The organism is Paenibacillus violae (assembly GCF_032461945.1).
Taxonomy (GTDB): domain Bacteria; phylum Bacillota; class Bacilli; order Paenibacillales; family NBRC-103111; genus Paenibacillus_E; species Paenibacillus_E violae.
This window is the reverse complement of sequence record NZ_JAWCUD010000007.1, coordinates 187,973-201,876: the sequence shown is the minus strand read 5'-3', so window position 1 is coordinate 201,876 and position 13,904 is coordinate 187,973. Positions and strand designations below refer to the sequence as shown.

The 13,904-nt window shown below is 48.3% G+C and carries 13 protein-coding genes; 11 read left to right on the top strand and 2 right to left on the bottom strand.

Annotation, left to right across the window (positions count from 1 at the left end; translation table 11 throughout):
• Window positions 1–2: 2 nt before the first annotated feature.
• The 3 genes from thrB to RQP52_RS20570 all read left to right on the top strand — a co-directional run bounded on the left by thrB (window position 3) and on the right by RQP52_RS20570 (window position 3,475).
• Entirely contained in the window at window positions 3–980 is a 978-nt protein-coding gene (gene thrB, locus RQP52_RS20580) for a homoserine kinase (RefSeq protein WP_315953601.1), read from the top strand.
• A complete protein-coding gene (gene pheA / locus RQP52_RS20575; protein WP_315953600.1) occupies window positions 977–1,840 on the top strand; it encodes a prephenate dehydratase in 864 nt (287 codons plus the stop codon). Before thrB ends, pheA begins: the two co-directional genes overlap by 4 nt.
• A gap of 189 nt (window positions 1,841–2,029) precedes the next feature.
• Window positions 2,030–3,475 (top strand): LysM peptidoglycan-binding domain-containing protein, encoded by a 1,446-nt coding sequence (locus RQP52_RS20570; RefSeq protein ID WP_315953599.1) that lies wholly within the window; start codon window positions 2,030–2,032, stop codon window positions 3,473–3,475.
• Window positions 3,476–3,547: 72 nt separating this feature from the next.
• On the opposite strand, the gene sigW is transcribed toward RQP52_RS20570, so the two are convergent.
• A complete protein-coding gene (gene sigW, locus RQP52_RS20565) occupies window positions 3,548–4,159 on the bottom strand; it encodes an RNA polymerase sigma factor SigW (RefSeq protein ID WP_127455323.1) in 612 nt (203 codons plus the stop codon).
• A gap of 515 nt (window positions 4,160–4,674) precedes the next feature.
• Here sigW and RQP52_RS20560 point away from each other — a divergent pair.
• The 8 genes from RQP52_RS20560 to yajC all read left to right on the top strand — a co-directional run bounded on the left by RQP52_RS20560 (window position 4,675) and on the right by yajC (window position 13,016).
• Window positions 4,675–5,340, top strand: coding sequence for a BofC C-terminal domain-containing protein (locus RQP52_RS20560; RefSeq protein ID WP_315953598.1), 666 nt, complete (start codon window positions 4,675–4,677; stop codon window positions 5,338–5,340).
• 118 nt (window positions 5,341–5,458) lie between these two features.
• Window positions 5,459–5,962 carry a crossover junction endodeoxyribonuclease RuvC gene (ruvC, locus tag RQP52_RS20555; RefSeq protein WP_127455325.1) on the top strand — a complete coding sequence of 168 codons (504 nt, stop codon included), beginning with the start codon at window positions 5,459–5,461 and terminating at the stop codon, window positions 5,960–5,962.
• Window positions 5,959–6,588 (top strand): Holliday junction branch migration protein RuvA, encoded by a 630-nt coding sequence (gene ruvA / locus RQP52_RS20550; protein WP_127455326.1) that lies wholly within the window; start codon window positions 5,959–5,961, stop codon window positions 6,586–6,588. The genes ruvC and ruvA overlap by 4 nt, the downstream gene beginning before the upstream one ends.
• A gap of 55 nt (window positions 6,589–6,643) precedes the next feature.
• Complete coding sequence (ruvB, locus tag RQP52_RS20545; protein WP_127455327.1) at window positions 6,644–7,654, top strand: Holliday junction branch migration DNA helicase RuvB; 1,011 nt, start codon at window positions 6,644–6,646, stop codon at window positions 7,652–7,654.
• A 559-nt stretch (window positions 7,655–8,213) separates the two neighbouring features.
• Window positions 8,214–10,406, top strand: coding sequence for a SpoIID/LytB domain-containing protein (locus RQP52_RS20540; protein WP_315953597.1), 2,193 nt, complete (start codon window positions 8,214–8,216; stop codon window positions 10,404–10,406).
• A gap of 10 nt (window positions 10,407–10,416) precedes the next feature.
• Window positions 10,417–11,502 carry a tRNA preQ1(34) S-adenosylmethionine ribosyltransferase-isomerase QueA gene (gene queA, locus RQP52_RS20535; RefSeq protein ID WP_315953596.1) on the top strand — a complete coding sequence of 362 codons (1,086 nt, stop codon included), beginning with the start codon at window positions 10,417–10,419 and terminating at the stop codon, window positions 11,500–11,502.
• A gap of 44 nt (window positions 11,503–11,546) precedes the next feature.
• Window positions 11,547–12,686, top strand: a complete 1,140-nt coding sequence (gene tgt / locus RQP52_RS20530) for a tRNA guanosine(34) transglycosylase Tgt (protein WP_315953595.1) — start codon at window positions 11,547–11,549, stop codon at window positions 12,684–12,686.
• Window positions 12,687–12,701: 15 nt separating this feature from the next.
• Window positions 12,702–13,016, top strand: coding sequence for a preprotein translocase subunit YajC (gene yajC / locus RQP52_RS20525; RefSeq protein WP_157319197.1), 315 nt, complete (start codon window positions 12,702–12,704; stop codon window positions 13,014–13,016).
• Between the two features lie 48 nt (window positions 13,017–13,064).
• Here the strand turns inward: yajC and RQP52_RS20520 are convergent, their stop codons facing one another.
• A complete protein-coding gene (locus tag RQP52_RS20520; RefSeq protein WP_315953594.1) occupies window positions 13,065–13,904 on the bottom strand; it encodes a phosphatase PAP2 family protein in 840 nt (279 codons plus the stop codon).

Here is a 13,904-nt window from a genome sequence, read left to right as displayed (position 1 = left end):
AAATGAGTTATAAGGCAGTGCAAAAGGTAAGAGTGAAAGTGCCGGCAAGTACGGCAAACTTAGGTCCTGGCTTTGACTCACTGGGGATGGCCTTGAATTTATATGCCTGGATTGATATGGCCATCTCGGAGCAAACCACGATTGATTTGATCGGTGATCAAATGCACGGGATTCCGACGGACAAGACGAACCTCATTTATAAAGTCGCGCAAATGGTGTTTCAAGAAGCCGGCGTCTCCCACCCGGAACTGTACATCTCGATGTACAGCGATATCCCACTAACCCGCGGACTGGGCAGCAGCGCGTCAGCGATTGTTGGCGCCCTGGCCGGAGCCAATGCATTGATTGGCAATAAGCTCACAGAATATGAGCTGTTCCAAATTGCAAGCCGCCTCGAGAAGCACCCAGACAATGTAGGAGCAAGCCTTTTTGGCGGCATCGTGGTTGCGTTCTGGGACGGAGAGAAGGCGGAATCCATTCGGATCGAGCCGGACCCGAACTTGGAGGTGCTGGTGGCAATCCCAGCCTTCCAACTGGCTACAGAGAAGGCGAGAGGCGTTATGCCGAAGCAGGTAGCCATGAAGGATGCGGTGTTCAACCTCAGCCACTCATCGCTGCTTGTTGCCGCGCTAATCACAGGCAACCTGGGGATGATCCGTCATGCCATGAAGGACGCGCTGCATCAGCCATACCGTGCGCCTCTCATTCCCGGCATGAAGACGCTGCTAGAGCAAGCCGAGAATCACGGCGCGCTTGGGGTTGCGCTTAGCGGAGCGGGGCCAACTATGCTTGCACTAGTGGACCAGCGAAGCGGCCGCAAGGCGGAGTTGGAAGGATTTCTGAAAGAGACGCTGGCTAAAGAAGGTATCGAGGCACAGACGTTGTGGCTAATGCCAAGCCGTGAAGGGGTAACAACGACTGCGCTGCAGGAAAACGACGGGGATCTCCAGTCCTTCGTAGACAAGGAGGTTCATGCATGAAGCGAGTCGCGATTCTTGGACCCAGCACTTTTTCGGAAGAGGCTACCCGCCATTTTTTGGGCGAGGACTTCACCTACGTTTCTTATAAGTTAATTTCCGAAGTATTCAACGCGACGTCGTCCGGTGAAACGGATCTGGGCGTTATTCCAATCGAAAATACACTGGAAGGCTCGGTCCATCTGCATGTGGACTGGCTTGTTCACGAAGTGGATCTTCCGATTCGGGCGGAATGGGTGTTTCCCATTGATATGAATCTCATCGGGTACTCTGGTCCTGAGGGGAGAGCGGATGAGTCGAATCCATTCGGATATATCCGCAAGGTGCTGTCTCATCACGTTGTGCCTGCACAGTGCAGCCGTTTTATGAAGCAATATTTAAGCGGAGCGGAATTTGAACAAGTCAGTTCTACGGCAGAAGGAGTGCGAATTGTTTCTTCTCTTCAGGATCCTTCGGTTGCAGCCATAGGAACGGCCATTGCTTCTACGAACTATGGCGTGCCTATGCTTCAAAAAGAAATCCAGGACCACAAAGACAACATGACGCGTTTCTTGCTGGTCGGCAAGGAAGCTTCCGAGTTGAAACCCTCGGAAGACATGAAGACGACGATTCTCGTCACGCTGCCGGAAGATTATCCGGGCGCTCTTCACCAGGTGCTCTCAGCCTTCGCATGGCGGAGAATCAATCTTTCCAAAATTGAGTCCAAGCCAACGAAGAAAAAATTAGGCACTTATTATTTTTACATTGATATAGCGGGCTCTTTGGACTCCGTTCTGCTCCCGTCGGCGATTCAAGAAATTGAAGCGATTGGATGTCAGGTCCGCATATTAGGTTGTTATCCTAGCTATCCCTATAAGAATTAACTCAAAGATCCTCCGGCTCTCTAGCGCGGGGGATTTTTTTTGTCCGAGAGGGGCAAAAGCCTAGAAACGTGCATAAGATGTAATATCATTGTGAATATGTAGGTGGCTTAGCTAGCAGGGTTTATGAAAAATTGCTTGAGAGTAAGCTTCCAAAGCCAGTTTTTTCTAACGAAAAAAGGAGGTAAGGTGTTGAAAATCCATATTGTCAAAAAGGGAGATACCCTGTACGAGCTTGCAAAAAAATATCATAGTACATTGGATCAGATCATTGCGATCAACCCGCAAATTGCAGACCCCAATGTGCTGGACATCGGCATGAAGGTGAAGATTCCTTCCAAACCGAAGCCGGTTGATCCACCTGCGTCAGAGTTCGTTTACAAGCACATTGTTCAGCAGGGAGACAGCTTATGGAAGCTTGGAAAAGCCTGGGATGTACCTCTGCAGGCGATGATTGCGGCTAATCCTCAGCTGAAGAATCCCAACGTACTTATGACAGGGGAAGTTGTATTTGTTCCCAAAATGCAACATGGAGCTGCGGACATGACGCATCATACCCCTTCAAAAGTGTCGACGATGCCTTTCGATCATATGCCAGAGGCACAGCCGATGACGCCGAGCGATGCGAGTCCGCCGCCATATATCCCGGTTCCGGAAGAAACGATGCCAGAGGCCATGCAACCAATGCCAATGCCAATGCCGATGCAACCAATGCCTGCTGTTTCTGCACCTGCGCCAGAGCAGACTTTGATGCCTGAGGTGCCAAGTGGAGAGCCAGAGGATATTGCGCTGCAGGAACCATACGAGCAGCCAGCTACTCATCCTTTCAAGCAGTTTCATATTACTGCGACGGAAGTATTCGCTTATCCAGAGGCTAACCAGCAAGAAGCAGCAGCTCATCCAGCATTTATGCCGTATCAACAGCAGCCATGGCAGCAAGCGCCTCACCACGCTCAGATGCCCACGTTCCCTGTGAGCAACGAGGGGTGCGGCTGTGGGGGTCCTGCCATCATGGAGCAGCCATGGATGACAGGACCAGAAGGATTTGCTACTGGCCCATTAGGAAATCCATGGGAAGGGCAGCATCATGGTTACCATCATGGCATGCCATCAATGCCGAACATGGCTGATATGAACACAATGCCATCAATGCCGAACATGGCTGATATGAACATGATGCCATCAATGCCGAATGTGGCTGACATGAACACAATGCCATTTATGCCGAACATGGCTGACATGCAGACTATGTCGTCTATGCCTAACATGCCTTACATGCCTGACCAATATCCGCAAGGAACTCCTTTTGACATGGGGCAGTCCGGGCATAATCCGTTTGCTTTTCAACCGGGTCCTTATGGAATCCCTTATGCTGGAGCTCACTATCAAGCGCCTTTCGAGTCGCCTATGATGCCGCAAGTTCATACGCATGAACTTACGAAAGAGAGCGACAAAGATGAAGTCGTAGAAATCGATATTCGCACTAACAAGCAGGCGAAATCCAAAAACAGCGGCGGCTCCTCCAAAAAAGCGAAATTGACTGGAACAGACGCGCTCAATGCCTTCGTAAGACGTCAGCAAAGAGCCGTCTTAGAGTCGCAGGAAACCAGACCAAATGTTCCTTGGATTAATTTCTGAATAACAAAGAAGCCTCCTAAGTCCACAGTTCGTGGATTGGGAGGCTTTTTATTATTTTAGCTGACGGAACCATTATGCAATCATTCCGATGGTGAAGAAGACCATAAGGCCAACGACGAAATTCATGCCCCATTTCTTGCGGAGCAGCTCCCGCCCGCGGTGCAGACGAGTTTTTACCGTTGTAATCGGCAAGTTAAGCTTGGTGCTAATTTCTTGAAGCGAAAGCTCCTCCAGATAATAAAGCGTAATGACGCTTTTGTATTTGTCGGCCAATTTATTAATGGAAGTGTGCATGTGATCTTGGATTTCTGTTTGCAGCACAGCGTGCTCCGGCGATTGATCCTGGCTTGCGAGTTTACTGTAATAGCTGTAATCATCGTCATGATCGCTCAGCTCAGCATCTAGGGATTGAACAGGCCGCTTTTTGCGCAATAAATCAATGGCGACATTTTTGCCGATCCGATAAATCCAAGTAGAGAAGTTCTGGCTCTCATCGTAGTGATTCAAATTCAAGTAAACGCGAATAAATGTCTCCTGAACGATATCCTCCGAATCAGGTCTGTTATGAAGCATGCGGAATGCAAGCTTTTGTATTTTATTCCGGTATAACTCGACTAATTCAACGAAAGCGTTGCGATCGCCTCGTCTGGATAATTGAATTAATTGAAGTTCTGCCACATTCATGGTGTTTCCCCTCCTTAGCGTTTTCGTAAGAAAACTGTCTTCGAAAGATCAGGCTTAGCGTTTTCTTATAGAAAAGCGGCTGGCAGCCTTTTCAGATATATATCGTTTTTCATGAATAAGTATTAGAATATTTCATCTACTTCTGACTATATCATTTCTGTGGCAACAGTCAAATTTTATAGTTATTTTATACTCAGGACATTCCCATTATTTCCCGAATTTATGGATGTTTGGTTACTTTTCATATCAGTGGTCGGATATGAGGCTGAAGTTGAGCGAGGAGTGGGCACACCTTTTTCAATTTTGAGTACTTCATTCCAAATAGCAACGGCTCCCCATAATAGGAGAACTCCAATAATCAGGAGTGTTGTACGCTTGATTCGTCTTTTACCTTTCATGATAGAGCTTCACCGTCCGTCTTGATTGGTTTGATGCTACTCTCCCTATGGTAAATGATGTATAGCGTCTCATGCAAATGGAAACAATACGAAAAAAGAGAATAGAAGGGGATACCAGTGAATGTACAACGTTTTTTGAAGCATTGGAAAAGAAGGCTGCGCTGGAAACGCAGTTGGTTGACATTAGGGATGATCTTCCTTATAGGTACGGTTTGTTGGATCGGATACGCAACAGATGGTTTTTCAGGTGCAGACCATTCTCCGACTCAAGCTACGATGGCTCAATTAACGCCGGAAGACGATGAGCGTCTGAAAGAAGCGGAAGCAACGCTGAAGCGGATTACAGATACCAGGGAAAGCTACTTGATTAAATCTTACGTTTGCGGTGAAGAGAAGAGCACACTTGGTCAGCAAACCTCAGAGCAGCTGCTTGATATGCAAATGAAACATCCGAACTGGCTGCTCAATGTCAGTCCGAGCGGAGAGGTCACATTTACCGAGAACATTGAAGATTTATCTCCGGCATGCAAAGAGAAAGCGGTATTCGGCATCGACGGCAGCAGCAATCTCTCGTTGTTTAACGGCACTCCCGCCAAAGATAACGTCATTCGGACATTTTTCCAACTAAACATCAAGCATTTGGAAAGCAGCCTGCCCCCGGATACGGTGGAAAAGCTGCGCGAGGGCATTCGCATCTCGGATATGGAGGAGTATAATAGCGTATTATCAACATTCAGCGATTATGCCGTGGAAGAAACAGAAAAAGCAATGACTAGACCATAATGAAGCAAAAAGGTGAGGTAGATAAGGGGAAATCCCGAGTCTATCTCTTTTTTTTGTTATCTGCTATAATGAGAAATGACTACATATGTTCGCTTTTTTTAGATGGGAGAGAAATGCTGTGCGTATTCTGGGGATTGATCCGGGGATCGCGATTGTAGGTTTTGGCTTTATTGATAAAATTGGCAGCAAGCTTGTTCCTGTGCAATATGGTTCAATTCAGACGGAAGCACATACCGATCCGGGTCTGAGACTGAAGGATGTCTACGACGCTACAACGCAATTGATAGAAAAGTATAAACCGGACGCTATGTCCATAGAGAAGCTTTTTTTTAACCGAAATGTAACGACGGCATTTACCGTAGGCCAAGCACGCGGTGTCATGATTTTAGCGGGTGTTCAGGCAGGTCTGCCAATAGCGGAATATACGCCTCTTCAAGTCAAGCAATCCGTTGTCGGCTACGGGAATGCGGAGAAGAAGCAAGTCCAGGAAATGGTCAAAATATTGCTCAAACTATCGCAGGTGCCTAAGCCTGATGATGTAGCGGATGCTCTGGCAATCGCTATTTGCCATGCACATTCTTCAGCTTTGCAATCTAGAATAAATGAGGTCAGAAAAAGATGATAGATTTCTTACGAGGAAAAGTGGCGCTGCGCGAGAGCGAATATGCTGTGCTGGATGTGAACGGCGTAGGTTATCGAGTATTTTGTCCTAATCCCTATGCACTTTCGCATAAGGATAATGAAGAAGTTACGATGTTCATTCATTATCACGTGAGGGAAGATGCTCACTTGCTATTCGGATTTGTCTCACGAGATGAGCAGGCTTTATTCCGTTTGCTGCTGGATGTGACGGGGATTGGACCTAAAGTAGCTTTAGGTATCCTTGCTGCGGGCGGACGACCGGAAGCCGTTATTTTGGCAATTAGCCAAGAAAATTTGGCATTCCTAACGAAGCTGCCAGGCATCGGCAAAAAGACGGCGCAGCGGATTATTTTGGACCTTAAGGACAAATTAGGTTCAGTGACGTTCTCGAGTCCAGAAGCTGCTGTTGCTTTAAGCGTTGTCGGCTCAGCCCAAATTACGGAGGGCGGGCAAGTTTGGACGGAAGCGAAAGAGGCTCTGATGACGCTTGGTTACACGGAAGCGGAAGTGGACCGCGCGTGGCTGCAAGTGAAGCCCAAAGCAAATCCTTCGGATTCTACAGATGTTTTGATGAAGCTTGCGCTGCAAGCCTTGTATACGATGTAGCAAGTATTAGCCAATGAAGAAAGCTTTCCTAGGGAAAGCTCGTAGGAGGATCACCATGGATAATGACCGGATTATATCAGCTAACTTGATGATGGAGGACAACGTCATAGAGTACAGTCTGCGTCCCCGTTATTTGGCTGAATATATCGGCCAGAAGCAGGCTAAGGAGAACCTCAAGATTTATATTGAAGCCGCCAAAATGCGCAAGGAAGCGTTGGATCACGTGCTGCTTTATGGACCGCCGGGGCTCGGGAAGACGACCCTGTCCAATATCATCGCCAACGAGCTTGGCGTGAACATTCGAACAACCTCCGGCCCCGCCATTGAGCGGCCGGGCGATTTGGCTGCCATCCTAACGAACCTGCAGGAGGGCGACGTGCTGTTCATCGACGAAATTCACCGCCTCCACCGTACGGTGGAAGAGGTGCTGTATCCGGCGATGGAGGATTTTGCCCTTGATATTATCATCGGCAAGGGGCCGAGCGCACGCTCGGTGCGGCTGGACTTGCCGGCGTTTACGCTGGTCGGCGCGACGACGCGCGTCGGTTTGTTGTCTGCGCCGCTGCGCGACCGTTTCGGAGTCGTCAGCCGGCTGGAGTTTTATACGGTGGAGGAACTCACCTACATCGTCTCCCGTACGGCCGACATCCTGCAGGTCGGCATCGTCGGTGAAGCCGCGCGCGAGATCGGCATGCGCTCGCGTGGAACACCGCGTATCGCGAACCGCTTGCTGAAGCGGGTTCGCGATTTCGCGCAGGTGAAGGGCGATGGCATTATCACGCTGGACATCGCCAAAGAGGCGCTGAAGCGCATCCAGATCGATGACCTGGGTCTGGATGAGATCGACCATAAGATGCTGAGGGCGATCATCCAGAGCTTCCAAGGCGGCCCTGTAGGGCTGGAGACGATCGCTGCCACCATCGGTGAAGAGAGTCAGACGATCGAAGACGTCTACGAGCCGTATTTGCTGCAAATTGGATTTTTGCAGCGTACGCCGAGAGGGCGAATCGTTACGCCGCAGGCCTACCATCATTTGGGCTTGCCGGTGCCGGAACAGCGGTCATGAGGAACACGAGAGGGAGCCGGGAGGCTCCCTTATTTCGTCCCTTGTTGCCGTTGTATCCGTGTCCTCGACACAGTGAGTTACACTTGGGGCAGAAACTCGTTACTTCCAGCCTGCACACCTAAGTAAGTGACTCGTTTTACTTCCAGTTTCTATGCCTGCACCGCTCGCTTGTCCAATTTTCATTCTCTATTACCCCTTGCGAGCACGAGCCGCCGGCTATCGGACTGAGATGACCCTATTTGCCACTTTTGCCGCAAAATTAGCATCTAATGGACTCACGGGCCGCTATTGAGCATGAATATGCTCATAACAGCGATAAAGTCCATGAATAGCGGCTCCTCGGTCCGTTAGCATCTCAATCCAACTGAATTTGCCCAAATAACGGCTTCTGGGTCCGTTACAGAGTTGAGGCTACACGGGCGACGTCAGAGTTGTTGTTTCGTTACGACTGAGCAGCAAATCGGTTGTTTACCATTTTATTCTACTAAAAAGCAAAACTTCTGCGCTTTGCTAGAGTCTAACTTAGTAGAATGCTGCAAAAGAAAGGAAATATTGTCGAATGAAACGAACAAAAAAGCTGTTAGCCCCCAGAACACTAGCTTTGATTACGACGGCTGCTTTAACGTTTGGAACAGTTCCAGTGTTGACGATCCCTGCGCATGCAGCGGGAATATCGCATTTGGATGAAGTGCGTGTTGCCTTATTCATAGATTCTGCCAAATATAAATTAATAGAACCGGTTACGACACTCAGCTCGACTGGCGGAATGGATATCAGTGTACGCAGTACAGCAGGTGCCGCCCAACAGCTCTGGCTTACTCTCCAAGACAGCACCATCCGCATGTCATTGGATCAGTATAGTGTCATGATGCTGGAAACGACGGATTTCGCTGCTGCTAAGGGATTAAGTACGAAGCTCGCCACGATGTCTGCGGATGGTTACGTGTTAAGCCGGATGAAACAAGGGAAAACGGTGTTTCAGGTATTTTACGGCAGCTTCCCTACGATGGAAGCAGCAGAAAGCGCTTCAGCCCAAGCGCTAAAAGATGTGACAGTGGCTGCGTTCACGAAGCAAGCCCCTCCTGCAGTGACAGGGCCGCTCCATCTAAGCGCGGGTACGTTTGCGTCAGAGGCTGCTGCTTTGCAGCAAGCGGCTGTTTATGCTGGAGCTGGCATTCAAGCGGACTTAGCCTTGCAAGAGGATGCAACAGGTAAGCCGGCATATAGTGTATGGATCGGCAATGAAGCAAGTCCTGCTCAGTTAGAAACGGTGAAGCAGGCCGCTATGCGTGCGGTTCCTGCCATTCCTTTGCAAGCTGCCAATACGAAGGCATCTTATCTCATTCGCAAATCAGACGTAACTGCATCGGCAAATGGAACGACACCTGTCCCGCATTTCGCAGCAGGAGCTGGCCAGCAAAAAACATTGATTCACTCCAAAAGTGAAGCGATTACTGTGAAAGAAAAAGCAGACCGCAAATATCGTGGCGACATGGAAATAAGTACTTATCAGAATAAATTAGCATTGGTGAATGAAGTGCCGATGGAGTCCTACTTATATGGCGTGTTAGGTGCGGAACTTGGCTCCGGATGGCCAGCAGAGGCATTGAAAGCTCAAGCTGTCGCAGCCCGCACGTTTGCCATTAAACAAGGAAATAAATATGAAATTGCTCAAGTGACGGACACGACGTTAGATCAAGCTTATTACGGCATGCAAAAAGAGTTTGCGGCAGGCAATCAAGCGGTTGATGCCACGAAAGATGAAGTCATTTCGGATAAAAGCGGATTGATTTCTCCGGTGTTCTCATCGAATTCCGGGGGGAAGACCGCAGATCCATCCGAGGTTTGGGGAAATCCTGTGAGTTATTTGCGCAGCGTGGCTAGTCCTGATCAAGGAGCGGAAAAAGGCAAAGCGACATGGTACCGCATTCAGTTGACGGATGGCCGTCTGGGTTATGTCTCGGCTGAGTATTTGAAAGATACGGGTCAGAAAGACAAGAACGGAACTCCTTACTATGAGTCTACCGATCAAAATGTAAATGTTCGTTTGGCGCCGTACGTGGACAATGCAGCGAATCCCTCCATTGGTCAGCTTGCAGCTAAGGAAAGAGTACTCGTTATAGGTCAGGAAAAAGAGTCTAATGCCTACTCGTGGATGAGAGGTCCCTATACGCCGAGTGAGATGAAAAGCAAATTAACAGCGGCAGGGGTACAGATCAACGGTGAACTAACATCTCTAGAGATATCTGCACGCGGCCCATCAGGAAGGGTTACAGAGCTCAAAGCAAATGGCGTTGTAGTGAAAGTGCCATATCCTGACGCCCTGCGCACTGTGCTTGGAGGCTTGCCCAGCACCCTGTTTGAAATTGAAGGAGCAGGAAGTTATACTGGTAGTACCCCGCAAGGAGCGGATCTGGCGATCGTGGGGGGCGGAAGTGCCGAGACAGGCACTACCAGCGCTGACTCCGTCTACGTGCTTTCCGGTAATCAATCCCAGCCGACCTCGCTCAAGAAATCGGATTTGACTGCTTTAGGCACCAATGGGTTGGCTAAACCAACGGATTCAGTAGGAACCCCAAACACACCTTCGGTAACACCAACACAAGGCAAACAATTCGTATTCCGCGGCACAGGATATGGCCATGGCTTAGGAATGTCCCAATGGGGAGCAAGAGGTTTTGCTGAACAAGGCTATGATTATAAAAAAATACTTCAGACATATTATGCTGGAGTCAACATAACTAAGGAATGAATACACACTCATGGATGTACAAGCATTTGACTTTGAATTACCTGAATCATTGATTGCCCAGACGCCGCTGCTTAATCGCACGGCGTCTAGACTGCTTACGCTGAATAAACAGACCGGAGCAATTGGTCATCAGACTTTTGAACAACTCATTGATTATCTGGAAGCCGGGGACTTGCTCGTGATGAATGACACACGAGTTATTCCAGCACGGCTCTTTGGCATGAAGAAAGACACGGGTGCCAAGGTTGAGCTTCTGCTACTGAAACAGCTCGGTGAGGACCGTTGGGAGGCCCTGGTGAAACCCGGGAAGCGCATGCAGCTGGGGGCTGTGGCCGTTTTTGGCATGAACCAGGAGGGGACTCAGGAGGAAGAGCCTCTGCTAACGGCGGAAGTCGTTGAAGTTGGAGATATGGGAGCACGTGTACTTCAATTCAGCTATAAGGGCATTTTTAATGAAATTTTGGATCGCTTAGGGGAGATGCCCCTGCCTCCTTATATTAAAGAACAGCTGCCGGAGAGGGAACGCTATCAAACCGTGTATGCGAAGCACGAGGGCTCGGCCGCGGCGCCGACAGCAGGACTTCATTTCACAGAGGCTTACTTGGAGAAGCTGCAAGCGAAGGGGGTTCGTCTTGCATTCGTCACTCTGCATGTGGGTTTAGGCACATTTCGTCCTGTGTCCGTAGACACCATTGAGGAGCATCAAATGCACGCGGAGTATTACGTGCTTTCCGCTGAAACCGCAGCGGCGATCAATGAAACCAAAGCGAACGGGAAACGTGTTGTTGCTGTAGGAACAACATCTGCCCGTACGCTGGAAACAGCTGCAGGTCTTAGCCGTGAGCAAGGAGGCTTTGAAGCTGGGAAGCCATTAGTTATCCAGCCTTCGCAGGGATGGACGAGTATCTTTATTTATCCGGGATATAGCTTTGGGGTCGTGGATGCTCTGTTAACGAATTTCCATTTGCCTAAATCAACCCTGCTCATGCTGATTAGCGCTCTGGCTGGAAGGACGCATATCATGCAAGCTTACGAAGAGGCTGTACGAGAGCAGTATCGCTTTTTTAGCTTCGGGGATGCAATGCTTATTTACTAATAGAAACAAAGACTAGAGGAAGTTTAGAATAGGAAGTGGATGTCATGGCAGCAGCAGTAACGTACGAACCGATCAAAACTTGTAAACAATCCGGTGCCCGCTTGGGCCGGGTTCACACCCCGCATGGCGTCATTGAAACGCCGGCTTTCATGCCGGTAGGCACGCAGGCTACGGTAAAAACGATGAGTCCGGAAGAGTTGAAAACGATGGATGCTCAAATTATTTTGAGCAATACGTATCATCTATTCATTCGTCCTGGTCATGAGATCGTAAAATCCGCGGGCGGATTGCACAAATTCATGAACTGGGATCGCCCTATTTTAACGGATAGCGGTGGGTTCCAAGTGTTTAGCCTGAGCAATATGCGCAAAATTACCGAAGAGGGCGTTACGTTTAAGTCCCATTTGAACGGTGACAAGCTTTTTCTCTCGCCGGAAGTAGCCATGGAAATACAAAACGCGCTTGGTTCCGATATTATGATGGCCTTCGATGAATGCCCTCCGTTCCCGGCAGAGTACGATTATGTGAAGAAATCATTGGAACGTACGACACGCTGGGCCGAGCGCTGCCTGAAAAGTCACAACCGACCGGAAGACCAAGGTTTATTCGCCATTATCCAGGGCGGGATGCATGAGGACCTGCGCAGAATGAGCGCCGAGCAGTTGACTTCCATGGATTTCCCGGGGTATGCTATTGGTGGACTGAGCGTTGGAGAGCCTAAGCATTTGATGTATGAAGTGCTTGATTATACAGCACCGTTGATGCCGGCTAACAAACCACGTTATCTTATGGGGGTGGGTTCACCCGATGCTTTAATTGAAGGCGCTATCCGCGGGATCGACATGTTCGACTGCGTATTGCCTACAAGGATTGCCCGAAATGGGACTTGCATGACAAGCGAAGGCCGTCTTGTGATTCGAAATGCGAAGCATGCGACGGATTTTGGCCCACTGGATCCCAAATGTTCATGTTATACCTGCACAAATTACAGCAGAGCATATATTCGTCATTTAATTAAAGCGGATGAAACCTTTGGAATCAGATTGACAACGATTCATAACCTTCACTTTCTGCTACAGCTTATGCGCGATGTCAGAGGGGCCATTATGGAAGATCGCTTGCTCGATTTCCGTGATGAATTCTTTGCGTCCTATGGGCTGAATGATAATGAAAGAGGATTTTAAGAAAGGAGGATACCTATGTTTCTATTGGCTGAAACTACAACTGCGAATACTGGCGCGGTAGGATATTTGTATACATACGGGCCGTTAGTGCTCATGTTCGTAGTTCTCTATTTCTTACTTATTCGTCCACAGCAAAAAAGACAGAAAACACGCAATCAAATGCTCGGCTCTTTGAAAAAAGGAGATAAGGTCGTTACGATTGGCGGTCTTCACGGCACGATTATGGAGATCACCGACGACATTTGTGTGCTTCGTGTCAACGATGCAACGAAAATGACTTTTGATCGTTCTGCCATCAATGCTGTTTCACAAACAACAGCAAAGGAATAAAATAAAAAAGCGAGAACCTTCATCAGGCTCTCGCTTTTTGTTTGGCTTTTAAAGCTCATTATTTTTAAAAGATCGTTTAAGCAGTGCTTGCTCGCCAAGAATGAGACGTCCTTCGGAAATGCGCAGTCCTAATCTTGCTGCTACTACACCTAGCACGACACCGGCACACATATCGGATAACCAGTGGATACCGAGATAGAAAATCGTGAAAATGATAAAAGCTGAGGAAATCGGAACGAAAATTTTCCAAAATGTATTGCGGCTCTTCACAGCAATGACGGCCATCGATACGGAGATCGATGTATGCAGGCTGGGGAAGCAATTATCCAATCCCGACAGCGGGCGATAGTCCTGCTCGAAGGTTGGGAACACATCGAGAATAAGCAGCTTAACATTTGGATGAAATGACCAGACTTCATTAACTGGAAAGAACAGATAAAACGGAATGGCTATCATATAGTTGAACATGAGCGCGTAACAAATCGCGTAGAATAATTTATAATTTTTCTGAAATGTATAAAGGGCAATGGATGCAATCATGACGGATGGAAAGATCACGACGTAGAAATAACTGCTAATCACGGTCAATATATCATTGTGGAAGAAATGTTGAATCGCAGAAACAAAGTTTCCTTCTATGCTATAGATTGATTTGGTAAAATCAGCTTTATAGTCAATTCGTTTTTCGACCCACATCTCAATTTTATTGAAAAAAAGGATTGTGATGAGTGCTGCGAAGTGAATTAAATACTTGCGGGATGAAAATATTTCTTGAACGAAACTTCCTGCGATAACAAACGGATTTTTACGTGTTGCGGCAATTAGAAAGACGATGACAGTAATTACTATATAGACCGTCGCATGTGTCATAGACTGAAACGGGCTCAT